19 protein-coding genes, 4 tRNA genes and 1 pseudogene are annotated in these 22,790 nt (G+C 42.8%); 10 read left to right on the top strand and 14 right to left on the bottom strand.

Going from position 1 to position 22,790, the window contains the following annotated elements; all coding sequences use genetic code 11:
• Positions 1 to 11 precede the first annotated feature (11 nt).
• The 7 genes and pseudogenes from glmU to H4I94_RS07680 form a co-directional block, all read right to left on the bottom strand.
• The gene (glmU, locus tag H4I94_RS07710; protein WP_261182662.1) at positions 12 to 1,376 is read right to left on the bottom strand and encodes a bifunctional UDP-N-acetylglucosamine diphosphorylase/glucosamine-1-phosphate N-acetyltransferase GlmU; all 1,365 of its coding nucleotides are present in this window, start codon (positions 1,374 to 1,376) and stop codon (positions 12 to 14) included.
• 21 nt (positions 1,377 to 1,397) lie between these two features.
• On the bottom strand, positions 1,398 to 1,919 hold the full coding sequence (locus H4I94_RS07705; protein WP_261182661.1) for a phosphatidylglycerophosphatase A: 522 nt from the start codon (positions 1,917 to 1,919) through the stop codon (positions 1,398 to 1,400).
• On the bottom strand, positions 1,897 to 2,814 hold the full coding sequence (thiL, locus tag H4I94_RS07700; protein ID WP_261182660.1) for a thiamine-phosphate kinase: 918 nt from the start codon (positions 2,812 to 2,814) through the stop codon (positions 1,897 to 1,899). Before thiL ends, H4I94_RS07705 begins: the two co-directional genes overlap by 23 nt.
• A gap of 18 nt (positions 2,815 to 2,832) precedes the next feature.
• The gene (gene nusB / locus H4I94_RS07695; protein ID WP_092820062.1) at positions 2,833 to 3,282 is read right to left on the bottom strand and encodes a transcription antitermination factor NusB; all 450 of its coding nucleotides are present in this window, start codon (positions 3,280 to 3,282) and stop codon (positions 2,833 to 2,835) included.
• Positions 3,283 to 3,286: 4 nt separating this feature from the next.
• Positions 3,287 to 3,757, bottom strand: coding sequence for a 6,7-dimethyl-8-ribityllumazine synthase (gene ribE / locus H4I94_RS07690; protein WP_092820061.1), 471 nt, complete (start codon positions 3,755 to 3,757; stop codon positions 3,287 to 3,289).
• Between the two features lie 11 nt (positions 3,758 to 3,768).
• Positions 3,769 to 4,890, bottom strand: a complete 1,122-nt coding sequence (gene ribBA, locus H4I94_RS07685; protein WP_261182658.1) for a bifunctional 3,4-dihydroxy-2-butanone-4-phosphate synthase/GTP cyclohydrolase II — start codon at positions 4,888 to 4,890, stop codon at positions 3,769 to 3,771.
• A 996-nt stretch (positions 4,891 to 5,886) separates the two neighbouring features.
• Positions 5,887 to 6,980, bottom strand: a pseudogene (locus H4I94_RS07680) (IS4-like element ISAba33 family transposase).
• Positions 6,981 to 7,079: 99 nt separating this feature from the next.
• Between H4I94_RS07680 and H4I94_RS07675 the strand changes: the two are divergent.
• A complete protein-coding gene (locus tag H4I94_RS07675; RefSeq protein ID WP_261182657.1) occupies positions 7,080 to 10,430 on the top strand; it encodes a DEAD/DEAH box helicase in 3,351 nt (1,116 codons plus the stop codon).
• Between the two features lie 18 nt (positions 10,431 to 10,448).
• Here H4I94_RS07675 and H4I94_RS07670 read toward each other — a convergent pair whose 3' ends face one another.
• On the bottom strand, positions 10,449 to 11,738 hold the full coding sequence (locus H4I94_RS07670) for a type II toxin-antitoxin system HipA family toxin (protein ID WP_261182656.1): 1,290 nt from the start codon (positions 11,736 to 11,738) through the stop codon (positions 10,449 to 10,451).
• The gene (locus tag H4I94_RS07665) at positions 11,735 to 12,043 is read right to left on the bottom strand and encodes a helix-turn-helix transcriptional regulator (protein ID WP_004282130.1); all 309 of its coding nucleotides are present in this window, start codon (positions 12,041 to 12,043) and stop codon (positions 11,735 to 11,737) included. Before H4I94_RS07665 ends, H4I94_RS07670 begins: the two co-directional genes overlap by 4 nt.
• A gap of 363 nt (positions 12,044 to 12,406) precedes the next feature.
• On the opposite strand from H4I94_RS07665, the gene acnA reads away from it, so the two are divergent.
• On the top strand, positions 12,407 to 15,163 hold the full coding sequence (gene acnA, locus H4I94_RS07660; RefSeq protein WP_261182654.1) for an aconitate hydratase AcnA: 2,757 nt from the start codon (positions 12,407 to 12,409) through the stop codon (positions 15,161 to 15,163).
• Positions 15,164 to 15,530: 367 nt separating this feature from the next.
• Here acnA and H4I94_RS07655 read toward each other — a convergent pair.
• The 4 genes from H4I94_RS07655 to H4I94_RS07640 form a co-directional block, all read right to left on the bottom strand.
• Positions 15,531 to 15,606 (bottom strand) — tRNA-Gly (locus H4I94_RS07655).
• A 48-nt stretch (positions 15,607 to 15,654) separates the two neighbouring features.
• Positions 15,655 to 15,727: transfer RNA gene (locus tag H4I94_RS07650), tRNA-Gly, on the bottom strand.
• 48 nt (positions 15,728 to 15,775) lie between these two features.
• Positions 15,776 to 15,848, bottom strand: a tRNA-Gly gene (locus tag H4I94_RS07645).
• 48 nt (positions 15,849 to 15,896) lie between these two features.
• A tRNA-Gly gene (locus tag H4I94_RS07640) sits at positions 15,897 to 15,969 on the bottom strand.
• A gap of 234 nt (positions 15,970 to 16,203) precedes the next feature.
• Here H4I94_RS07640 and H4I94_RS07635 point away from each other — a divergent pair.
• The 5 genes from H4I94_RS07635 to H4I94_RS07615 all read left to right on the top strand — a co-directional run bounded on the left by H4I94_RS07635 (position 16,204) and on the right by H4I94_RS07615 (position 19,059).
• Complete coding sequence (locus H4I94_RS07635; protein ID WP_261182653.1) at positions 16,204 to 16,515, top strand: BolA family protein; 312 nt, start codon at positions 16,204 to 16,206, stop codon at positions 16,513 to 16,515.
• 16 nt (positions 16,516 to 16,531) lie between these two features.
• Positions 16,532 to 16,924, top strand: a complete 393-nt coding sequence (locus H4I94_RS07630) for a SirB2 family protein (protein ID WP_261182652.1) — start codon at positions 16,532 to 16,534, stop codon at positions 16,922 to 16,924.
• Positions 16,925 to 17,006: 82 nt separating this feature from the next.
• Positions 17,007 to 17,843: a ParA family protein gene (locus H4I94_RS07625; RefSeq protein WP_261182651.1), complete on the top strand. Its 837-nt coding sequence runs from the start codon at positions 17,007 to 17,009 to the stop codon at positions 17,841 to 17,843.
• A 15-nt stretch (positions 17,844 to 17,858) separates the two neighbouring features.
• Positions 17,859 to 18,248, top strand: coding sequence for a hypothetical protein (locus H4I94_RS07620; RefSeq protein ID WP_261182650.1), 390 nt, complete (start codon positions 17,859 to 17,861; stop codon positions 18,246 to 18,248).
• 220 nt (positions 18,249 to 18,468) lie between these two features.
• The gene (locus tag H4I94_RS07615; RefSeq protein ID WP_261182649.1) at positions 18,469 to 19,059 is read left to right on the top strand and encodes a LysE family translocator; all 591 of its coding nucleotides are present in this window, start codon (positions 18,469 to 18,471) and stop codon (positions 19,057 to 19,059) included.
• On the opposite strand, the gene H4I94_RS07610 is transcribed toward H4I94_RS07615, so the two are convergent.
• Positions 19,056 to 19,688, bottom strand: coding sequence for a DedA family protein (locus H4I94_RS07610; protein ID WP_092820052.1), 633 nt, complete (start codon positions 19,686 to 19,688; stop codon positions 19,056 to 19,058). The genes H4I94_RS07615 and H4I94_RS07610 overlap by 4 nt on opposite strands.
• 194 nt (positions 19,689 to 19,882) lie before the next feature.
• Here H4I94_RS07610 and H4I94_RS07605 point away from each other — a divergent pair, with 194 nt between their 5' ends.
• The 3 genes from H4I94_RS07605 (at position 19,883) to guaA (ending at position 22,722) form a co-directional block, all read left to right on the top strand.
• Positions 19,883 to 20,335: a DoxX family protein gene (locus H4I94_RS07605; RefSeq protein ID WP_261182648.1), complete on the top strand. Its 453-nt coding sequence runs from the start codon at positions 19,883 to 19,885 to the stop codon at positions 20,333 to 20,335.
• Positions 20,336 to 20,477: 142 nt separating this feature from the next.
• A complete protein-coding gene (locus tag H4I94_RS07600; RefSeq protein ID WP_261182647.1) occupies positions 20,478 to 20,876 on the top strand; it encodes a NirD/YgiW/YdeI family stress tolerance protein in 399 nt (132 codons plus the stop codon).
• A 277-nt stretch (positions 20,877 to 21,153) separates the two neighbouring features.
• Entirely contained in the window at positions 21,154 to 22,722 is a 1,569-nt protein-coding gene (gene guaA / locus H4I94_RS07595) for a glutamine-hydrolyzing GMP synthase (protein WP_261182646.1), read from the top strand.
• Positions 22,723 to 22,790 lie beyond the last annotated feature (68 nt).

Below are 22,790 nucleotides of genomic sequence, written 5' to 3'. Positions count from 1 at the left end.
TTATAATCCTCTTATTTTTTCAGTTTTTGGGGGCGTTGATAGTTTTCTTTAGCCACTTGTTTAGATCGTTCAAAGGCCAAACTATTTTCTGCTACATCACGTGTGATGACTGAGCCAGCGCCGACAGTTGCACCATTGCCAATACTGACCGGGGCAACCAGGGAACTGTTCGAGCCGATAAAGGCTGAATCACCAATAATGGTTTTAAATTTATTGGCCCCATCATAATTGCAGGTAATGGTACCGGCACCAATATTTGAACCTGCGCCCACTTCGGCATCCCCTAAATAGGTAAAGTGATTGGCTTTGGAGCCGAGGCCAATCGTGGAATTTTTAACTTCAACAAAGTTGCCAATATGCACTTCATTGGCAAGCTTGGCACCTGGGCGTAAACGGGCAAATGGACCAATTTGCGTATCTTCACCGACCACGGCATTGTCGAAAATACTGTAGGGTTGGACCTTGGTGCCTGAAGCAATTTTACTATTCTTAATTACACAGCCTGCACCAATTTCGACATTGTCGCCGAGTTCACAGTTACCTTCGATAATCACATTGATATCGATTCGCACATCTTGACCAACCACTAAGTTACCACGCAGGTCGAAGCGGCTTGGATCAATGATATGCACGCCTTGCTGCATCAGAAGCTTGGCCTGATAGGCCTGGAATTCACGTTCCAACGCTGCCAGCTGAAGACGGTCATTCACGCCTTCAACCTCAAAGGCACGTTCCGGTTCAACAGAAGCCACTTCAAGACCATCGGCAATCGCCATGGCCACGATGTCGGTCAGGTAATATTCGCCTTGGGCATTGTTGTTGCTCAATTTTGGTAACCATTGATGCAATTTTGCATTGCTGACACAGTAAATCCCGGTATTGATTTCCTGGATTTGACGCTGTGCATCGCTGGCATCTTTATGTTCAACAATGGCCTGAATTTTATTGTTTTCACGTACGATACGGCCATAGCCCGTTGCATCCGCTAAAGTCAGGGTAACCAAGCCAATGCCTGTTTCACGTGAAACAGCCAGCAGCTTTTCCAGGGTGTCTTGACTAATGCAAGGTACATCACCGGAAAGAATGAGTGAAACGCCATCGGTAGGAAGTACCGGTAACGTCACTTTAACCGCATGACCTGTACCCAGCTGTTCGGCTTGTTCTACCCACTGTACATTTTCCTGTGCAAAGGCTTGTTGAACTAAATTACCGCCGTGTCCAAAAATGGTAATAATATTTTTGGCATTTAATTTTTTAGCAGTTTCAATGACATGACCGAGTAGAGGGCGTCCTGCGAGCGGCTGCAATACTTTGGGTAGGCTCGAACGCATTCGAGTTCCTTTGCCGGCAGCAAGAATAATCACAGAAGTTGACATAATACACCTTAAAAACTTGGCTTAAGCCATTGAAATGTTGAGGTACACGAGAATACAGATTGCGGCCCAAATGCCGGCAATAATATCGTCAAACATAATGCCGAAACCGCCACCGACCTGACGGTCGATGACACGAATAGGCCAGGGTTTCCAGACATCGAATAAACGGAACAGGACAAATCCGACAAGTACCCAAAACCAGCTCATTTGTGTAAAGTAAATCAGGGGCAGAAACGTAATTGACTGTCCAGCAAATTCATCCCAGACAATGCGGCCATCGTCATGTACGCCCATGACTTTAGCGGTTTGTCCACAAATATAAATGCCAATAAGTGACATTAAAATCATGGCAATAATGGAGGCGGTAAAGCCAATTGCAAGCCAGGCCGGAATAAACAGCAATGCAAAGGCCGAACCAAAAGTGCCTGGCGCTTTGGGTAACAACCCGGAACCAAATCCGACACCGCAAAAAACGATAAAGCGGTTGTACCAGGACATGTCTTTAAAGTGAATCGCAGGTTTATGCAAAGTGTTGATATCCATGAAGTTGCAGCGAATGATCTACGCCATTCTGCACAAAAGTTAATTCAGTTTGTTGGGTTATTTGTCCAATCTTGCTAATGTTGACATCTAATTGTTGTTGCAAAAGCTTTTCATAATTTTGCGGGCTTATTGTAAAGCATAACTCATAGTCATCGCCACCCGCGAGGGCATATTGCCATTGCTGTTCTTGAGTTAAATTTTGTAAATCTGGACTGATCGGCAGCTGATTTAATTCCAGCGTTGCCCCTACCTTTGACGCTTTTAAGATATGGCCTAAATCTTGTGCCAATCCATCAGATACATCAATCATGCTGGATGCCAGGCCCTTTAACTTTTGACCGAGCTGACAACGTGGGGTTGGATAATCCAGACGCTTTTGTAGCGGATGTCCTAAATTGTGCAGGGCAAATGCGGCATCGCCGACTGTACCAGAGACACAAACATAATCGCCGGCTTGTGCGCCTGAACGTGTGATGGCTTTGCCGGTTTCTATCCAGCCAAGCGCGGTAACCGAAATAGTGAGATGAGGACTTTGGGTGGTATCGCCACCAATTAAACTCACACCAAATTGATCGCAGCAATCATATAAACCCTGGCTAAAGTCTTTGAGCCAGTCATGATCAATTTGGGGTAGGCTCAATGCCAGTAAGATGCTGTGCGGTTTGGCACCCATTGCGGCAATGTCAGACAGATTCACCGCGACAGATTTCCAGCCGATGGCATGCGGATGGGTATCTAGGGGAAAATGTCGTCCGGCAACCAATGTATCGACACAGATGACCAGTTGTTGCTGAGGAGGAGGGGTGAGCAAGGCTGAGTCGTCACCAACACCTAAATCGACCGACGCAGAAGTCTGCCGATGAAAATAAGTATCAATGATCGAGAACTCAGCCATACAACAAATCTACTTTATTTAGTTGGTTTGTTGCTTTTCTGCTGCACGTAAAGTTGTTGCTAAACGATCCAATACACCATTGATGTATTTATGGCTGTCTGCACCGCCAAAATGTTTAGCCAGCTCGATTGCTTCGTCCAAAACAACGCGATATGGAATTTCAAGATGTTCTTTCAATTCATACGCACCCAGACGAAGAGTAGCGAGTTCAACGCCGTCAAGCGCATCAATTTCGCGGTCAAGCACAGGGATTAAGAGCGCATCCAATGCTTCATGATTGGCAACCACTTGAGTCAACAATTCATGATAATAGCCGAGATCCACTTTGTGCATGGCATTTTCCACACGTGTACGTGCTTCAATTTCATGTACCGGATTGTGGCTCATCTGCCATTCATAAATTCCTTGTACAGCAAAACGACGTGCTTTGCGTTTTGCTGCATAAGTTGCTTGAAGTGTTTGCGACATAGCGTTAAATAGCCTTTAACAAGTTAACCATTTCAATTGCAGTCAAGGCAGCTTCACTGCCTTTATTACCTGCTTTTGTACCCGAGCGTTCAATCGCCTGTTCAATACTATCCGTAGTCAATACACCATTAATGACTGGTAAGCCAGTGTCCAGGCCAACCACGCCTAAACCTTTGGCACATTCACCAGCAACAAAATCGAAGTGAGGCGTGCTACCACGAATCACTGCGCCAAGCGCAATAATGGCATCAAAACGATCAGCAGCAGCCAGTTTTTTAGCCACCACCGGAAGTTCCCAGGCGCCAGGTGCATGAACAACGGTAATATTATCCTCTGATACACCATGACGTTTCAATGTATCAATTGCACCTTCTAAAAGATGTTCGACAACAAAACTATTAAAACGACCCACTAAAATCGCGTAACGGCCTTCGCTCGCGAGATGTAACATACCTTCAATACGGCGAACTGCCATAGCAACCTCGATTATTTCTCTGTTGTTTGATTTGCGGCGACGTATTCCACCACTTCTAAATTAAAACCTGATAATGCATTAAAACGTAATGGAGAGCTGAGTAGTTTCATTTTCTCAACCCCTAAATCACGTAAAATCTGTGCACCGACACCAATGGTTTGGTACTGCTGTGACAATGCAGCATTGGATTTGGATGGCTTAGGTGTAGTCAAGCTTTCCAGTGCTGGACCGAGGTCCTGTAAATGACGCTGACCAATCCAGACCAAAACACCGCGCTCGCTAGATGCGATCTCTTTCAGTGCTTTGTCGAGATTCCAGGCCGGTTCGCCATTTTGCTTGTTAATTTTCAGCAAGTCACGTGCCGGACTAAAGCCATGTACGCGAACGGTAGTGACCCCCTGTTTAGGCTCACCTTTGACCAGGGCTAAATGAATATCCGGGTTACCAATTTCACGGTAACGGAACAATTCAAACGTACCGTATTCGGTATCTAACGTTTGTTGATCCAGACGTTCAACCGTTTGCTCATTGGTCATGCGGTAGTGAATGAGATCCGCAATCGTTCCGATTTTCAAACCATGCTTTTCAGCAAAAATTTCAAGGTCAGGACGGCGCGCCATGGTGCCATCTTCTTTAATGATTTCACAAATCACTGAAGCAGGTTCGAGTCCTGCAAGACGGGCCAGATCACAGCCGGCTTCGGTATGGCCGGCACGGTGCAATACGCCGCCTGGCTGTGCCATCAGCGGGAAGATATGCCCCGGTTGTACAATGTCCGCAGGCTTGGCATGTGCGGCCACTGCCGTCTGAATGGTATGTGCACGTTCAGCGGCTGAAATACCGGTGGTAATACCGTTGGCAGCCTCAATTGAAAGCGTAAAGTTAGTCCCGTGCTGTGCGCCGTTGGCATCGACCATGAGCGGAAGATTGAGCTGCTGGCAACGGTCGCGGCTCAATGTGAGGCAAACCAGACCACGGGCGTGGGTGATCATAAAGTTGATGTCTTCAGGACGTACGTGTGTCGCAGCAATCACCAGATCGCCTTCATTTTCACGGTCTTCATCATCCATCAGGATGACCATTTTTCCTGCACGGATATCTGCTACGAGCTCTTCAACGGTATTGAGCGGCATCAACCTTCACCTTCTTTTTGTCTCAAATGACATTTTACTTGCATTGATTGTTGCATAGTCTACCGTTTTTTTACGATGTTTGCCTATGCTTATCGGTTTCCATTCCCGGTTCATTGTTATACACAGTGCCTGAACACTTGAAAAGGGGACTTTATTTTAAAAAGCCACGATTATGCTGAATCTTTAAGCAGTTGAAATACATAAATAATGACAAGCTTATGCGAAATGCTGCTGATTTATGGGGTGGGGTATACTATTGGGATAAAAAAAGCCCCAATCTTTAGATCAGGGCTTTTTGAATCTAGAGCGGGAAAGGAGACTCGAACTCCCGACCCTAACCTTGGCAAGAGTCACCGACATAAAATACACTAAATTACATAATTGGTATGTTAATAAACTCTATATATAACAGTTATATAGAGTTTTAATTTTGTGTGACGTAATTTAAGGTGGGGTAGGGTACTTTGATTTTTGGTCACTAATTTATTGTGATAATCAACAATAATAACCAACATTCATATGCTTAATCTAAGAGTGTTTTCTCTGTACAANGTTTGGATACACGAGTGTGGCAGGGATGCCACACGTTATCCATCATAATAGGGATGTTATGTATGGGTAACAAAGGCTTTTGCTTTCTTTTGGCTTATCAAAAGTAAGGGTATTGCCTACACAAACACCTTTTATACTTTATTAAAAAGTTGAGGCGGTGTACGCACCTAATTTTAAATTGGATAAAAAGAAAAATTAGATAAAACTTTATATCTCATTCGTAAATAAATTGACTAATCAACATAGGAAAAACATCTCCACGTTTTAAATAATACTCCGAAACTGACTAAGTGCTTTTCTATCTTTTTCTCATGATTTTAGATTTCATAAAAATTATCTCTGTACACNTTTGATTTTTGGTCACTAATTTATTGTGATAATCAACAATAATAACCAACATTCATATGCTTAATCTAAGAGTGTTTTCTCTGTACAAGACAAATTTCATAGGATCCTTGTCCTATCAGGCTTTTTCTTTCTTAAAATTGCTAGCACTTTCTTAAATTTTTCTTTTTTCCAAAACCAATCAAACGTAGAATAGCCATTTGAACATAGTCCAAACCGTAGCGAAATAAACTTACTGAAAGTCGTCCATGCTTCTTTATTTTTATCGCTTTTTTCCGATCATGTTGCCATTCACCTGTTAAATAGCACCAACAGAAACCGATAGCTAGCACTGCTATCAATTTCTTGACTCGTCTAGGGTGGGTCTGTTAAACGAGTATTTTCAAGATTGAATCCACGTCCTTTGAGACAACTAAATAACGTTTCGATTTCCCAGCGTAATGCATAATCACGAATAGCAGAAGCATTAAACATAGGAGAAACAACAAGTAAAAGTTCTCCATCTTCTAATCGTAGCGCACTAATATACAGTTTCACTCGACCAACCCAAATACGTCGTTTACGACATTCAGTTTGACCAACTTGAAGATGACGAAATAAATCACTAATTTTATGATTCTTGGCTAAGTGATTGGTCACAATAAAGTTTTTTTAACACGTATACAGAAGTTAATGTCATTTTCAATTAACCATGTAAACCATTTCTCACCGATAAATTCTCTGTCTGCAAACACATTCACAATACGATCTTTACCAAAAATGGAGATAAAGCGTTGAATCAAAGCAATACGCTCTTTTGTATCTGAATTTCCACGTTTATTGAGCAATGTCCAAACAATAGGTATCGCTATTCCACGATAGACGATGGCTAACATCAAGATATTAATATCTCGTTTTCCCCATTTCCAATTAGTTCTATCCAAAGTTAATTGGACTTTATCGAATGAAAATATATTGAAAATTAACTGAGAAATTTGACGATAATCGAAATACTGATCTGCAAAGAAGCGTTGTATACGTCGATAAAATGATTGTGGTAAGCACTTGATGGGTAAGGCTTTAGATGCAGAAGAAAGATTACATGTCTGTTTTACAATTAATGCAAGCATAATCAGTGTAAAACATTTTGCATGTGACTTGTTCCACTTTAGATATTTGTTTAAGATGAGATGTAACTCATTGAAATGTGTCATCATATTCGTCGTCAGAAAACAAGTATTATGCCATTATTTCAATGAGTTATCTTTTTTTGTCGTGTACAAAGGTATAAACATTTTTGGTTTCTGGTAATTATGTCCTCATTGATCAATTTTCTATCTCGGTTTAGTACTGCAACTCTTCAGCGCAGTCTGAGCTATGCTAAACACATTGATAGGGAAACGATTGAGTTCTTTGAGGAAAAAGATGGGGTTACGATGTATGCCCAAATTGAAGGGACAGATTATTACGATACTGCAATTACCTATAATCCCCAAAAAGACCGTTTAATCGATGACGACTGCACTTGTCCGGTTGGATATAACTGTAAACATGCTGCTGCTTTAGCGCGGTTATTCTTTCAGGAATATCGCCAGGAATTTCAGCAGCGTTATGCTGACTCTCAATCCCCGCAGGGAATCGCAAAGCGCCAACGTGGGGATGATCAGGCACAGCGCTGGTTGAATGATTTTAAACGGTATTTACAACAGACTGAACCAGAGCAATCTGTCAAAACAAACAATTATTTAATTTACCTGCTAGATCAGTCGGTCAGCTTAAAGAAATTGACAGTTGATGTTCAGAAGGCCAGACGCAATAAAAACGGCTCAATTGCGGGGGAAAGTTATTATACCCAATATGAAAATATCACCAGAAAGCATCTGACCTTACCTGAACAAAAACGACAATTATTTAACCAGATTTATTATTACGCCAAAATAAACAGCGACGAACGCTTTTATCAAAGCAATCTTGATATCTCCGGAATTTTATTGGAGCATTTCAAATCTTTTATTCAAAGTGGCGATGTATACTGGCAAAAAAAGAGCCATACTGCACTTCAATGGTCAGAACAAGGCTATCACATCGAACTGATCTGGCAACAAGGTGTAAACAAACAGACAGAGCATTTAAACATTGAATTGGTCAATGGTGATATTCGACTCGATTTAAAATCAAATCCTCATATTCAGATTCTCGCGAGCCATCCACCATGTTATGTGGATATTCAACAGAACACGGTGGGCCAGTTATATGGTGAATATACGGCAAATCTTCTGTACCATTTTTTACAGATGCCTGATCTTCCATCTATGCTCTTGCCAGAGTTTGAGAAACTGACTCATCAATATTCAGACGTGAAAAATCTGCCTCAGCCCGAGTCTATTCAGCATATTGATGTCCTTGAGGGTAGTCCCCAGCCAATTTTACGCTTCGGTGTTTTAGATAAATTTGATTGGAAATGGGAAGAGTCTGTTTGTGCTGAAATTGAATTCTCCTATGCAGGCGGAAGAATAAAAGCAGGTACATCAGGCGACAGTTTTATTGGTGAGCAGCATGGCAAAATGGTGCGACAGCTTCGGGACTTAGTTCAGGAACAACAGTCAATCCAGCGTTTACAGCTATTGGTCGAATCACTGAAGTGGGTGAAAGATATTAGTAGTTATTACCAGCAATTAAAACTGGATAAACAACGTCTTGATTCTATGGTTTTTGCTTTCTATGGAGACTGGATCAAACAGCTGATGCCCATCAATCAAATTGAATTGATGGGATGGCAGATAGAGCATCTGGAACACAGCCCATTTAAGCTGCAATATGTTGAAAATTTAAATATTTCTATCACTGAATCTGAAAGCCAACAAGACTGGTTCAATATCGGGGCGACCGTTCAGGACAGTGCAGGCAATAGCTATGATTTACTCGATGCACTTGTGGCTTTGGTGAAAGAACAGCCTGATTTACTTGATCCACGGATTTTTAGTCATCTGAATGATAGTCAAATTTTCACCCTGAAAACTGCAGCGGATCAACCCGATTTGGCTTTATCCGCAAAGGACATTAAGCCGGTATTGTTGCATCTGCAGAGCATTTTACAGCAAGAAGAGCGCAGTATTGATCGCTATGATGCGAGTCAATTATTAGAATTGCAGCATAATCTTGGGATGACATGGCAGGTCAGTGATCGCCTGCAGCAATTTGTACAGAAATTCAAACAAGGCTACCAGCAACAACTGCCGACACCACAAGGTTTTCAGGGGGAGTTGCGTCCATACCAGCAGCAGGGCTTAGGCTGGTTACAGTTTTTAAGAGAAACCCAGCATGGCGGGATTCTGGCAGATGATATGGGCTTGGGGAAAACAGCACAAACTTTAGCCCATTTACTCATGGAAAAGCAGGCTGGTCATTTGCAGGACAGACCCGCCTTAATTGTTGCACCCACATCGCTGATGCATAACTGGTTCAAGGAAGCGGAGAAATTTACCCCTGAGCTCAAGGTATTGCTGCTACAGGGCCCCGACCGCCATCAGTATTTTGAGCAGATTCCGCACTATGATATTGTGTTAACCACTTATCCGCTTCTAGCGAGAGATGAAGAACAATTAAAGCAATATGAATATCATCAACTCATTTTAGATGAAGCGCAGAATATCAAAAATCCGCGCGCCAAAGCTGCACAGGTAGTACGGCAATTAACAGCGCGACATCGTCTATGTCTAACCGGTACACCTATGGAAAATCATTTGGGTGAGCTGTGGGCACTATTTTATTTCCTGATGCCAGGATTTTTATATTCACAAGAAATTTTTAATAAAAAGTACCGTCATCCGATTGAAAAGCGCGGTGATGAGCAGTTAAGACAAAAGTTGGTCAACCGGATTAAGCCCTTCATTTTACGTCGCTTGAAAACTGACGTAGCCAAAGAGTTGCCAGAAAAAACCACGATTGAAGTCAATATTGATATGAATGACCAGCAATCCAAGTTATATGAGGCTGTTCGTGCCACGATGCAGGCAAGCATTCAGAAAATTGTGGCAGAAAAAGGCTTTAAACGTAGTCAAATTCAAATTTTAGATGCCTTACTGAAGCTACGTCAGGTGTGCTGCCATCCTAGCTTACTAAAGCTGGATTCAGTGAAAATTGGGCAGGCAAACTCTGCCAAACTTGAACAGTTGATGGATATGGTTGTTCCAATGGTGGAAGAGGGGCGAAAAATTCTTATCTTCTCTCAGTTTACCTCAATGTTGGAACTGATTGAACAACAGCTCCATCACGCAGAAATTGGCTATGTGAAGCTGACTGGAAAGACCAAAAAGCGAGATGAAGTCATTACAGCGTTTCAGTCTGGACAAGTGCCGGTATTTTTAATCAGTCTGAAAGCAGGAGGGGTCGGTCTGAATCTAACTGCCGCAGATACGGTCATTCACTATGATCCATGGTGGAACCCTGCTGCTGAAGATCAAGCTTCAGATCGTGCATGGCGGATTGGACAGGACAAGCCGGTATTTGTGTATAAGCTGATTACTAATAAAAGCATAGAAGAAAAAATTCTTGCCTTACAGCAAAATAAAGCAGAACTGGCACAGTCTATTCTAAGCACAGATCATGAGGGCGAAGCGAAACTGACGGAAAATGACGTGATGAACTTGTTTGAGAAATTTTAGCTTGGTTACAGGTTTCCTCTAATCATCTGTAAGTATCTGAAAGTCTGGATGCAATTTTTTCCAATGTTCTCTTAATTTTTCTTTATGAACAGAAATCATAGGTAAGTCTAGTAATAGCACTGGCCATACTGACCGTGCTTTGTCCATGATCGCGTGAAGTTGTTTTTCAATAACACGCCATGGAACACCGATTTTTTCAGCCCATTGTTCAAAGTGTTTCATCTCAGCTAAATACCAATCTTTATTTTTGGCAAGATTCAATGCGAAATGACGCTCATTTTCAATATATACACTAGTCATCAATATATCGTATGCGGGAGATAATCTTGGTGATCTTTTGTTCTGATAAATCATACTCCAGTTTTTTAAGTGTGCAGCTCCATTGGCGAGCAAAATGTTGACAAGTAAACGGCTGGCAAATTGCTGAATATCAAGAATTTTGTTATCTGAAAATTGATAAATGATCTTTCCTATCTGCTCATAATTTGTGGTGCTGTATTTCTGCTGTGGATATGAACCAAAGATCTGAGCAAAATCTTCAATATGAATAAGCTCTGTAGTATTAGCAGTACTCTGCCTATCGAATCTCTTAATTGCAAAAGCATATTGCTCTTGGGGTAGATTTAATGGTGGAAGGTCTTGTAAGAGTGCCATATCTACCAAACGAATCTCTGGGATATCTATTCCGACCATTTTGGCAAGGATCATCATAGAGTATTCATTCAGCGGAACAAAAGCATGTCTGGTAGAAGGAGTTTTGACAATCCAATCACCGAGTAGGCTGGATTCCGTTGCCTGTGCTAATGTAAAACGCCCATCTTTGGCTTTCATGGAAAACTTCATTTGGACGCCAGCCAAGGAAAACTTATTATTTGTCCGAATCTCTTGTTTTAATATCTGATCTGGATTCGAGATCTGCAGTTTAAATTTTATTTCATCTGGAATTTCTTCTGGATCTAATGGAGTCGCAATGAGTGCTCCAGGTAAATCATGACCTAAAGCTGCCAATAACTGAAATTCATTATCTATATGTACTTTGAGGCTTTGTGCAATGAGTTCGCGTAATGCACCTTCTGGTAGCAAGTTTGATAGCAAGGGGTGTAAGCGCTGATGTGTAACATAGGTCTTTTCTAAAATTTTATCCGCTTGAGGATACAAGGGGGAAGTCAGCAGGCTCAAGGTCGGACGTTGCTGATCAAAGCGGAAAGAATCTGTAAAAACCAGAATATTTTTTCCGCTCTGAAATCCTGCCAAGTATCCAACGATACCGTGATGTAATGTTAATTTCAGGACGGCAACAGTATTCATGGTTCCTCTCCTCCGAGAAGACCCTTCCATGGGTTAGTCATTAAGTCATCCTGATCTTCAATAGTGACTTTAATTTCATCATTCAATAATTGTCTGATCAAATGAACCTTATCATCAGGGATGAGCATCAGTTGAGCATTTAATCCTGCCGCTATAATTTCTAAGGTCTCTAATCGAGGGTTGCCCTGACTTTCCAGTTTTTGGTACTGCTGTCTTGAAATGCCTGTACGGGATTGCATATCAACTTGCTTTAAGCCCAATTGGGTTCGTCTTTTTTTGATTTGCTGAAGTAAAGACTTATTCATTGTAGATACATTTATTGCTTTTAGGTCCTTTAAGAAACATATTAGTTTCTTTTTTTTTGAAAAGCAATTTATGACTTTATCATTTCGATCTGTAAAAGCCCTAGCTACGTAGTGATCTGAAATCACTCTGAAAATACAGTTAAAATACGCGGTTCAATTTAGCTTAATCTCCTTACGGAATTGGCAGCCAGATCTGAACTGTCGGCAACTCTCTGGCAAAATTTCCTGGCAGCCCTGCATTTAACTGCCTAGCGCAATCTGATAATAAATAATAACAAACCCGCCGTGCAGTTAGCATACAGTAAGTAAAGGAATGGTTGACTGTGATCATAAAAATAGCATATCAAGCCGGAGGGAAACTAGATGGCTAAGTATAGTAATATCAATAGTTTTAATACTTTAGAAACATTAACCGTCGGTTCAGAACACTATCAGATTTTCAACCTGTCCAAATTGCAAGTGCAGTTAGGTGACCTGTCCCGACTACCAAAATCTTTAAAAGTCTTGCTAGAAAATTTACTACGTTTTGAAGATCAGCTCACGGTGAAAACCGAGCATATTCATGCATTGGCAGGGTGGCTAAACAACCGAACCTCAGAACAGGAAATCCAGTATCGTCCGGCACGGGTGCTGATGCAGGATTTTACCGGTGTTCCCGCAGTGGTTGATCTTGCCGCGATGCGTGCCGCAGTGGCCAAAGCCGGTGGTGACCCGGAAAAAATTAATCCGCTGTCACCGGTGGATTTAGTCATCGATCACTCGGTTATGGTCGATTACTTTGCCAGCCCGCAAGCTTTTGAGCAGAATGTCGCAATTGAGATGCAACGCAATGGCGAGCGCTACCAGTTTCTACGTTGGGGGCAGGCTGCGCTCAATCAGTTTCGCGTGGTGCCGCCAGGAACCGGGATTTGCCATCAGGTCAATCTGGAATATCTAGCACAAGTGGTCTGGAGTAATGAGGTCGATGGTCAGCGCTTTGCCTTTCCTGATACATTAGTTGGTACTGACTCACATACCACCATGATCAATGGCTTAGGCGTGTTAGGCTGGGGGGTAGGCGGTATCGAGGCGGAAGCGGCCATGCTGGGCCAACCGATCTCCATGCTGATTCCGGAAGTGATCGGCTTTAAGCTCATCGGTAAACTCAAAGAAGGGATTACCGCAACTGATCTGGTACTGACCATTACCCAGATGCTGCGCCAAAAAGGCGTCGTTGGAAAATTTGTCGAATTTTATGGCGATGGCCTGGCCGATTTACCCTTGGCGGATCGTGCCACGATTGCCAATATGGCACCCGAATATGGCGCTACCTGTGGCTTTTTCCCGGTTGATGAGGTGACGCTTTCCTATTTACGTTTAACTGGACGTCAGCCGAAAAGAATTGCCTTGGTAGAAGCCTATAGCAAGTTGCAAGGATTATGGCGCAATCCGGGGGATGAGCCCGTCTTCACCGACACGCTGGCTTTAGATATGTCGACGGTAGAAGCCAGTCTGGCGGGTCCGAAACGCCCGCAGGATCGTGTGCTCTTGTCGCAAGTGCCAAAAACCTTTCATGCCTTCATGGATCTGACCTTAAAACCGGTCAAGGAAGAAAAAGAGCGTCTGGAAAATGAAGGAGGTGGAGGTACGGCTGTTGAAGCGAAACAGGCCAACCTGCCCCATGAAAATGCTTTTTGTGTAATTGATGGTACAAAATATCCGTTGCAGCATGGTGATGTAGTGATTTCAGCGATTACCTCCTGTACCAATACCTCGAATCCCAGTGTCATGTTGGCAGCAGGGCTATTGGCCAAAAAGGCAATCGAAAAAGGTTTACAGCGGAAACCCTGGGTGAAAAGTTCACTGGCTCCAGGTTCCAAAGTGGTCAGCGATTATCTGCATGCAGCAGGGTTGACGCCTTATTTGAATCAGCTGGGTTATAACCTGGTGGGTTATGGTTGTACCACCTGTATTGGTAATTCGGGACCTTTACCTGAAGTGATTGAAGAAGCTGTGCAATGTTTTGATTTGAATGTAGCTTCAGTGCTCTCCGGAAACCGTAACTTTGAAGGACGGGTGCATCCTCTGGTGAAAACCAACTGGCTCGCCTCGCCACCCTTGGTAGTTGCCTATGGTCTGGTCGGGAATATTCGAACTGATCTCACGACTGAACCGATAGGTGAGGGCTTTGATGGCCAGGCGGTTTATTTAAAAGATATCTGGCCGACACAGACGGAAATCGATGCCGCACTGCAAAATGTGAATACCGAGATGTTCCATAAAGAATATGCGGAAGTTTTTGAAGGCGATGCCAAGTGGAAAGCGATCCAGATTCCACAAAGTCAAACCTATGCTTGGGATGAACAATCCACCTATATCCGGCATCCTCCCTTTTTTGCAGAAATTGATCAGCCGCTACAACCAATTCAGCAGATCAGCCAGGCACGGATTTTGGCGGTATTAGGTGACTCAGTCACGACAGACCATATTTCCCCGGCGGGCAATATCAAACAAGATAGTCCGGCCGGACGATATTTGCAGCAACAGGGTGTTGATGTAAAAGACTTTAACTCTTACGGATCCCGTCGTGGTAACCATGAAGTGATGATGCGAGGTACCTTTGCCAATATCCGCATTAAAAACGAAATGCTGGGTGGCGAGGAGGGTGGCAATACCCTGCATATTCCAAGTGCAGAAAAACTCTCGATTTATGATGCGGCAATGCGCTATCAGGCAGAACAAACCCCACTCGTGATTATTGCCGGGAAAGAATATGGTACCGGTTCTTCACGTGACTGGGCGGCTAAGGGCACCAACCTGTTGGGGGTGAAAGCGGTGATTGCTGAAAGTTTTGAGCGGATTCACCGTTCCAATCTGGTCGGCATGGGGGTGTTACCTTTACAGTTTGTGGAAAGTCAGAACCGGCAGATATTGAACCTGACCGGACATGAAACCCTATCAATTTCAGGCTTGTCGGATGATATTCATCCGCATCAAATGCTGGATGTAGAGGTGCAACATAGCGATGGTACGTGTAGTCATTTTCAAGTGTTGTGTCGTATTGATACCTTGAATGAGGTGGAATACTTTAAGGCCGGTGGGATCTTGCACTATGTCTTGCGCAATTTACTCACTTTCTAAATTGAATGATGAAAGCCCGATACCTACCACAATGCCGGTCAGTTAAGAATTGAAAAACTAAAATTATGCTCAATAAGACATAAATTTAGATCAATTTAAATTCAAATATACGGAAATTTAGATTTATTTTTAATCCAAATTTCCTTAACTGACTGGCATTAATCTTTTGATGGCCTTTTTATAATCTAATGGATAGCGCTGACCATTGGAACTATGCCTATATTATTAGGCGTAGATATCAAATGTGAATATAGATCTAATAGAATTTTTTATTGAATCGAATAACAAAGGAAGAAGAATTTTTAAAAACTATAATAAAATCAACATAAAAAAAGCCCCAATCTTTCGATCAGGGCTTTTTAGAATCTGGAGCGGGAAAGGAGACTCGAACTCCCGACCCCAACCTTGGCAAGGTTATGCTCTACCAACTGAGCTATTCCCGCGGAGTCTATAAAGTTTTTTAAGTGAAAAAACTAAATGAAAAAATTTTGAGCGGGAAAGGAGACTCGAACTCCCGACCCCAACCTTGGCAAGGTTATGCTCTACCAACTGAGCTATTCCCGCGGAGTCTATAAAGTTTTTTAAGTGAAAAAACTAAATGAAAAAATTTTGAGCGGGAAAGGAGACTCGAACTCCCGACCCCAACCTTGGCAAGGTTATGCTCTACCAACTGAGCTATTCCCGCGGAGTCTATAAAGTTTTTTAAGTGAAAAAACTAAATGAAAAAATTTTGAGCGGGAAAGGAGACTCGAACTCCCGACCCCAACCTTGGCAAGGTTATGCTCTACCAACTGAGCTATTCCCGCATGCCGTGTATAATACATTATGCAAAAATAGGGTCAATAACTTTGTGAAAAAACTTATGTCGATTGCATAAAATAAAACCATTCTGCTTAAATTTGTTGCTTTTATAAACAAAATTGAGATTTAAAAAGAAATTTTTATCTTGAAATGCAGGAATGATAGGGTAGACAGACACGAAGATTGAGTCGGAACACGCTATACTGAAGCCAGAGATTGAGCTATTTGGGAGCATCTTGATGAATTTAGAACAACAGTTGATTCAACGCCTGCAAGAGTTATCACCGGTTCATTTAGAAGTAGTGAACGAATCCTCCGGTCATGGCGGCTATTTCCCGGGTAAAGAATCGCATTTTAAAGTGATTGTGGTCAGTGACATTTTCCAAGGCTTGCGTTTAGTGCAACGTCATCAAAAAATTTATGCAGCAGCAGGGGACTTGCTTGCGCCAAGCCGTATTCATGCCCTGGCGATTCATGCTTTTTTGCCATCAGAATGGCAAGGACAAGACAAGCCAAGTCCTGAATGTGCACATGCGCCCAAAGCAGAATAATAAGGAAGATTAAACAATGGATATGCAGCTGACGGTAAAAATTGTGCATATGATTGCTGTGACCTTATTGATTGGGGCAATCCTTGCACGTGCTTTTACTTTATTTGTTGGAGTCAAGGACAATCAGCCCAATCCGGTGGCACGAAAATTCCTGGTCGCTTGGCAACATCTTGCCATGACGGTTATTGTTTTGACCGGGCTAACTTCAGTAGTGATCAAGAATTTTGAAGTACAATCCTGGTTTTATGCCAAGATCATCCTGTTTTTGGTGTTATTTTCTTCCCTGATTAAAGCCTATAAAAAAGATGACAGTATTTTACTGGTGCAGCGTCGCGCAGGTTTAATGATTGCAGTGGTCGCACTGATCGCCATTATGGGATTAGTCATCATTAAGCCGAATTTTGGCTAATTGTTAGACATGATTATTTTAGATGTAAGACGTGTGAGTTAAACTGCAATTCATAGATAACTATAAATGATAGGGGCTTCCAATGCTGATACGTGTGGTTTTTAATCAAAAAGGTGGGGTAGGCAAGTCCAGTATTGCCGTCAATCTGGCTGCAATCAGCGCACATCAGGGGTTGAAAACCTTGCTGATTGATCTCGACCCACAAGCCAATTCCAGTCAATATCTATTGGGGGATGATGCGACCTATACCGTGGATAAACCGGCGCTGGAACCCAATATTGAAAACTATTTTGAAGAGGTGCTGGGGACCACCCAAAGCAAAGGACTTTTAGGCAATGCCATTGGTTCGATTTTAAAGAACCGGGATAAAGGTCTGGAGCGCTATGTGCATCAATCTCCTTTTAAAAATCTGGATGTGATTCCTGCAAGTCCGACTTTGGGTGCGCTGGCACATGCCTTGGAGTCGAAACATAAGATTTATAAATTGCGGGATGCCTTACAGCAACTGCAAGGGCAATATGACCGGGTGTATATCGATACGCCGCCGGCTTTTAACTTCTTTACCTTGTCGGCGCTGATTGCAGCCAGTCGCGTACTGATTCCTTTTGATTGCGACGTATTTTCAAAACGTGCCTTGCAGACCCTGATTGAAAATGTCATTGAAACTCAGGATGACCATAATGAGCGTCTGGAAATTGAAGGGATTGTGGTAAATCAGTTCCAAGCACAGGCCAAATTACCGCGTGAAGTGGTGCAACAGCTGAAGGATGAAAGCTTGCCTGTATTAGACAGCATGTTGCCGCCGTCCATTTTAATGAAGGAATCGCATCTTAAAAATCAGCCTTTAATCCATTTGGCAACGGATCATAAATTGACGCAAGCCTATCAATCGTTGTTCAATGAAATTGAGCATATATAAGTATTGAGATTTCTCATGAAAACGATTTATCTAGGCTTCCTTGTGGGAAGTACGGTTTTATTGGGTGCTTGTGCAACGACGGTGAAACCGAGTTATGTTTCTCCGACCCAGTATCAAGCGCTGAATTGCCAGCAGTTGCAAAGTGAATATAACCGTATTCAGCAATATATCGATAATGGTGTGCAGGCACCTAAACGCACTGGCGTCGGTGTGGGTGTCGGTGTTGGCGGCGGTTGGGGCAGTCATGGCGGCTGGGGGATTGGTCCGAGTGTTTCAGTCAATATGGGACAATCTTCCAATACCAAAAACACTGAATTGGCACGTCTATTGGGTGAACAGGAAGCTGTGGTTCAGGCGGCAAAATTCAAAAACTGCCCAATTATTGTTCGCAATAAAGTTCAATAATTCATCAATTTATCCCGCTGTTGAGGTGCTGTGCCCGACAGCGAGGTGATAAAATATTAGCAAAATGTTTCAATGTAAATATTATTAATATCAATTGGTTGTTGTTTTTCGATGGAATCTTTAAACGCATCAGGTGATGTTTTTTTATCGAGAAATACTTGTCACTTTTCATCTGTTTCATATAAGGTGTGCCCCTAATTAAGGGTAATGTCGGGTATGTATGATCGAGAGTTGGCTTTTTGTCTTGGCGGTGATTGCGGTATTGATGATTCCGGGTCCAACCAATGCATTACTTGCAAGCTCGGCGCATCAACAAGGCATTGCCAGAACCAGTCTGTTTATTCCGGCAAAATTGCTCGGCTATTTTTATGCCATTAATTTGTGGGCATTACTGATTCATTTATGTAGTCCGGTGTGGCCGAACTTTATTCATATCCTGCATGTTTGCAGTGCTGTTTATGTGGTATGGCTGGCCTTCCATTTGTGGAAAGCGTCAGATTTAGAAAAGCATAATCAACATCATCGTTCTATTCAGCCGCGCCAACTGTTCTTTTCTACTTTCAAAAACCCGAAAGCCTTATTATTTGCTGCCGGTGTTTTACCGCTTGAAACCTGGAGCAATCCCACCAATTTTATTTTGGTATTTGCAATGTTCAGTCTGGTCCTGTTACCTACAGTGGTGTTCTGGATGTTTTTTGGGCGGGCCATTCTGGCGGGTCAGTCCAGACAAATAAAAGCCGATCTCTTATATAAAGGATCGGCCATGTTACTGATTATGTGTATGTTGCCCGTTGTAATTCGCTTCTTTTAATGCGCCTTTTTAAGTTTCTGGCGAATAAAACCAATAATGCCCGGCAAGACACTAATAATAATGATGCCAAAAATCAGATGGGTAAAATTGTCTTTAACAATCGGCATATTGCCAAATAAGTAGCCCAAAATTACAAAAGAACCGACCCAGCAAATGGCACCAATGATATTAAAGCTCAGGAAATATTTATAATTCATGTGACCTGCACCGGCGACAAACGGGGCAAAAGTACGGGCGAAAGGAACAAAGCGGGCAAAAATAATGGTTTTACCACCATGTTTTTCAAAGAATTTTTGCGTATACATTAAATGCTTTTTATTAATGAAACGGGATTCAATTTCAAAGACACGCGGTCCAATAAATTTACCAATATGATAATTCAGCGTGTCGCCCAATACTGCGGCAATAAACAGCAAGATGACCAGAATATAAGGATTCATTGCGCCTGTGGATGCCGCTAAGGCTCCTGCCGCAAACAGCAGGCTGTCACCCGGCAGAAATGGCATCACCACCAGACCGGTTTCCACAAAAATAATCAAGAAAAGAATGGCATAAATCCACACGCCGTAATCGGTGATAAATTCGAGCAGATGGGCATCAACGTGTAAGATAAAATCAAGCAGTTCCATGGCGCTACAGATAGCAAAAATGTGCTGAAATCCTAGCAGTCTGGGGCATGAAAGTCAGTACCAAAAAGAAAATTAATTGCATTTTCATCTTTCCTTTTTTGAGCAACGATTTATCTTACAAATTATTTATTGACCCTGATAAAAACAGGCTTAGGATGTAGAGGTCATTAAAACAAAAATCAAAAGGTGACCTCATGTTTAATCCGAATACTTTTATAAAAAATCTGGTGCAAGGCCTGCAAACCGATGCCTTTATCGCTTTGGTTGCACGTGTTTTGATAGCCTATATTTTTCTGATGTCTGGCTGGATGAAAATCAATGCTTATGCTGCAACGGCCGGGTATATGGAATCTAAAGGTGTCCCAAGCAGCCTGCTGCCTTTGAGTATCCTGGTCGTTGCTGGCGGTGGTCTGGCCCTATTGTTTGGTTTTCAGGCCCGTCTGGCTGCCTTGGGCTTAGCCATTTTTACCTTTATTTGCGGCTTTATTTTCCATGGCACCGGGACTCCGGATGATGCCATTCACCTGATGAAAAATATTGCCATGACCGGTGGACTATTGTTCCTGATGCTGCACGGTGCAGGTAAATTCAGTGGAGATGACATGCTAGAGAGACTATCGCCAGCATTGAGAAAAATTGAAGGTTGATTCTTGCTTGTACAGATTTTTGTAATTACATAAAAGCTGTGCACACTACATAAAAGCTGTGCACACTACATAAAAGCTGCGTACAAATTGCCGGAATTTTGCTTCAATAAAGCTTGATGAAGCTAGCAAAGTGGAGTCAATCATGAAGCAAATGTTATGGGTCATTTTTATCTCTGGTGTTATGTTTTCTACAGCCTCCTGGGCGGGTAAAAGTGATCAGATGATTGTGAATGAAGCTGCCCAAAATACGGTCACGATTGCAGAAGCAAAACAGCTGGCGGATGAAACTGCAGTGACCTTATCCGGCGTTATTGTCAAACGAATACGGGGCGATCATTTTCAGCTCAAAGATGGTTCCGGTTCAATTGACATTGATGTAGATGATGATTTCTGGAAACCGATGGGTTTAAAAGCCGGTGATCAGGTGAAAGTGATGGGTGAAGTGGATACCCAGAGTGGCCAATCTGCCAACATCGATGTCGTTAAAATAGAAAAACTGGCCAATCGGAACGATCAATGGCTTTGGTATAACCAGAACTAAGCTGCAAGATTTTACTTAATAACCAAAGTCCTAGAGAACATAAGGCAAGATCAGACTGATGGAGTGGGATGATATCTATCATGACGACATTGAGCGATATCCAAATCGCAAAAATAGAAAAATGGTAAAACAAACAAGGCATCCGGAGGGGTGCTTTGTTGTGCCAGAAATATAATGCAATCAACGAATTGAAAGCCTTGTGCGAATAGTGTGCTTAATGCGCCGAAAAATGATAGAATGCAGCGCTTATTTCGTTTGCCTTGCATAGTTGTTTGTCATGACTACCAATACTCAAATCACTGAAGACCGCATCCTGATTCTGGATTTCGGTTCTCAATACAGTCAGCTTATTGCACGTCGTGTACGTGAAGCTGGCGTATATTCTGAAATGTATGCCTATGACATGTCTGAAGAAGACATTCGCGCATTTAAACCAAACGGTATCATCTTGTCGGGTGGTCCGGAAAGTGTTCATGAAGAAGGTAGTCCACGCGCGCCTGAAGTTGTATTCAACCTGGGTGTACCTGTATTGGGTATTTGCTACGGCTTGCAAACCATGTCAGAACAGCTTGGCGGTAAAGTAGAGCCAGGTACCGTACATGAATTTGGTTATGCTGCGGTAGATGTTTTGGTTCGTGACCAGCTTTTGGGTGATTTAGACGATGGCGAAAACAAACTCAATGTTTGGATGAGCCATGGTGACAAAGTCAGTGCGATTCCGGAAGGTTTCCAGGTGACTGCAAGTACACCAAGTTGTCCATTTGCAGCAGTAAGCGATGAAAAACGCCGTTTTTATGGCGTGCAGTTCCATCCGGAAGTGACTCATACTGCAAAAGGTGCCGAATTGCTGTCTAACTTCGTACACAGCATTTGTGGTTGCCGTAATCTCTGGAACTCTGAAAACATCATCGACCTGCGTGTTGAACAGTTACGTGAACAGATTGGCGACCAAAAAGTATTGCTTGGTCTTTCAGGTGGCGTAGATTCATCTGTAGTTGCTGCGCTTCTTCATAAAGCCATTGGCGATCAATTGACTTGCGTATTCGTAGACAACGGTTTGCTACGTTTGAACGAAGGCGAGCAAGTGATGGACATGTTTGCGAAAAACATGGGTATCCGCGTGATTCGTGCCGATGCTGAAAACCGTTTCTTGTCTGCGCTTGCAGGTGAAGTGGACCCTGAGAAAAAACGTAAAATCATTGGTCGTGAATTCATTGAAGTATTTGCTGAGGAAGCGCGTAAGCTTGATGGCGTAAACTTCTTGGCTCAAGGCACAATTTACCCGGACGTGATTGAATCTGCGGCAACTAAAAACGGTAAGGCACACGTAATTAAATCACACCACAATGTGGGCGGTTTACCAGATGATTTAGCCTTTGAACTGGTTGAGCCAATCCGTGACCTGTTTAAAGATGAAGTACGCCGTTTGGGTACTACTTTAGGTTTGCCACACGAGATGCTTTATCGTCATCCGTTCCCGGGTCCAGGTTTGGGCGTGCGTATTTTGGGTGAAGTGAAAAAAGAATATGCCGACATTCTTCGTCTGGCGGATGACATCTTCATGCAAGAACTTCGTGCCAGCGGTTGGTATGACAAAACTGCACAAGCCTTCGCGGTATTCCAGCCGGTTAAATCTGTTGGTGTAGTGGGTGATGGCCGTCGTTATGCGTGGGTGATTGCACTTCGTGCCGTTGAAACCGTGGACTTTATGACTGCACGTTTCGCGCATCTTCCATATGAATTGGTTGATAAGATTTCGACTCGTATCATGAACGAAATTAAAGATGTTTCACGTGTTGTTTATGACGTGTCATCTAAGCCACCAGCGACGATTGAATGGGAGTAAAACTGGGCTTTCACGAAGCACTGCTTCGTGCCAGTTTTACGCCAAGCGCTGTGCGCGCGGCAGTTTGG

Source organism: Acinetobacter sp. T_3_1 (genome assembly GCF_025377055.1).
Lineage (GTDB): Bacteria > Pseudomonadota > Gammaproteobacteria > Pseudomonadales > Moraxellaceae > Acinetobacter > Acinetobacter kookii.
The sequence above is the reverse complement of the archived record's forward strand: the minus strand, read 5'-3'. Positions and strand labels throughout refer to the sequence as shown.

Bases quoted from the DNA above. Each gene is read 5' to 3' on its own strand.
- glmU (WP_261182662.1), bottom strand. From the start codon at position 1,376: ATGTCAACTTCTGTGATTATTCTTGCTGCCGGCAAAGGAACTCGAATG.
- H4I94_RS07705 (WP_261182661.1), bottom strand. From the start codon at position 1,919: ATGGATATCAACACTTTGCATAAACCTGCGATTCACTTTAAAGACATG.
- thiL (WP_261182660.1), bottom strand. From the start codon at position 2,814: ATGGCTGAGTTCTCGATCATTGATACTTATTTTCATCGGCAGACTTCT.
- nusB (WP_092820062.1), bottom strand. From the start codon at position 3,282: ATGTCGCAAACACTTCAAGCAACTTATGCAGCAAAACGCAAAGCACGT.
- ribE (WP_092820061.1), bottom strand. From the start codon at position 3,757: ATGGCAGTTCGCCGTATTGAAGGTATGTTACATCTCGCGAGCGAAGGC.
- ribBA (WP_261182658.1), bottom strand. From the start codon at position 4,890: ATGCCGCTCAATACCGTTGAAGAGCTCGTAGCAGATATCCGTGCAGGA.
- H4I94_RS07675 (WP_261182657.1), top strand. From the start codon at position 7,080: ATGTCCTCATTGATCAATTTTCTATCTCGGTTTAGTACTGCAACTCTT.
- H4I94_RS07670 (WP_261182656.1), bottom strand. From the start codon at position 11,738: ATGAATACTGTTGCCGTCCTGAAATTAACATTACATCACGGTATCGTT.
- H4I94_RS07665 (WP_004282130.1), bottom strand. From the start codon at position 12,043: ATGAATAAGTCTTTACTTCAGCAAATCAAAAAAAGACGAACCCAATTG.
- acnA (WP_261182654.1), top strand. From the start codon at position 12,407: ATGGCTAAGTATAGTAATATCAATAGTTTTAATACTTTAGAAACATTA.
- H4I94_RS07635 (WP_261182653.1), top strand. From the start codon at position 16,204: ATGAATTTAGAACAACAGTTGATTCAACGCCTGCAAGAGTTATCACCG.
- H4I94_RS07630 (WP_261182652.1), top strand. From the start codon at position 16,532: ATGGATATGCAGCTGACGGTAAAAATTGTGCATATGATTGCTGTGACC.
- H4I94_RS07625 (WP_261182651.1), top strand. From the start codon at position 17,007: ATGCTGATACGTGTGGTTTTTAATCAAAAAGGTGGGGTAGGCAAGTCC.
- H4I94_RS07620 (WP_261182650.1), top strand. From the start codon at position 17,859: ATGAAAACGATTTATCTAGGCTTCCTTGTGGGAAGTACGGTTTTATTG.
- H4I94_RS07615 (WP_261182649.1), top strand. From the start codon at position 18,469: ATGATCGAGAGTTGGCTTTTTGTCTTGGCGGTGATTGCGGTATTGATG.
- H4I94_RS07610 (WP_092820052.1), bottom strand. From the start codon at position 19,688: ATGGAACTGCTTGATTTTATCTTACACGTTGATGCCCATCTGCTCGAA.
- H4I94_RS07605 (WP_261182648.1), top strand. From the start codon at position 19,883: ATGTTTAATCCGAATACTTTTATAAAAAATCTGGTGCAAGGCCTGCAA.
- H4I94_RS07600 (WP_261182647.1), top strand. From the start codon at position 20,478: ATGAAGCAAATGTTATGGGTCATTTTTATCTCTGGTGTTATGTTTTCT.
- guaA (WP_261182646.1), top strand. From the start codon at position 21,154: ATGACTACCAATACTCAAATCACTGAAGACCGCATCCTGATTCTGGAT.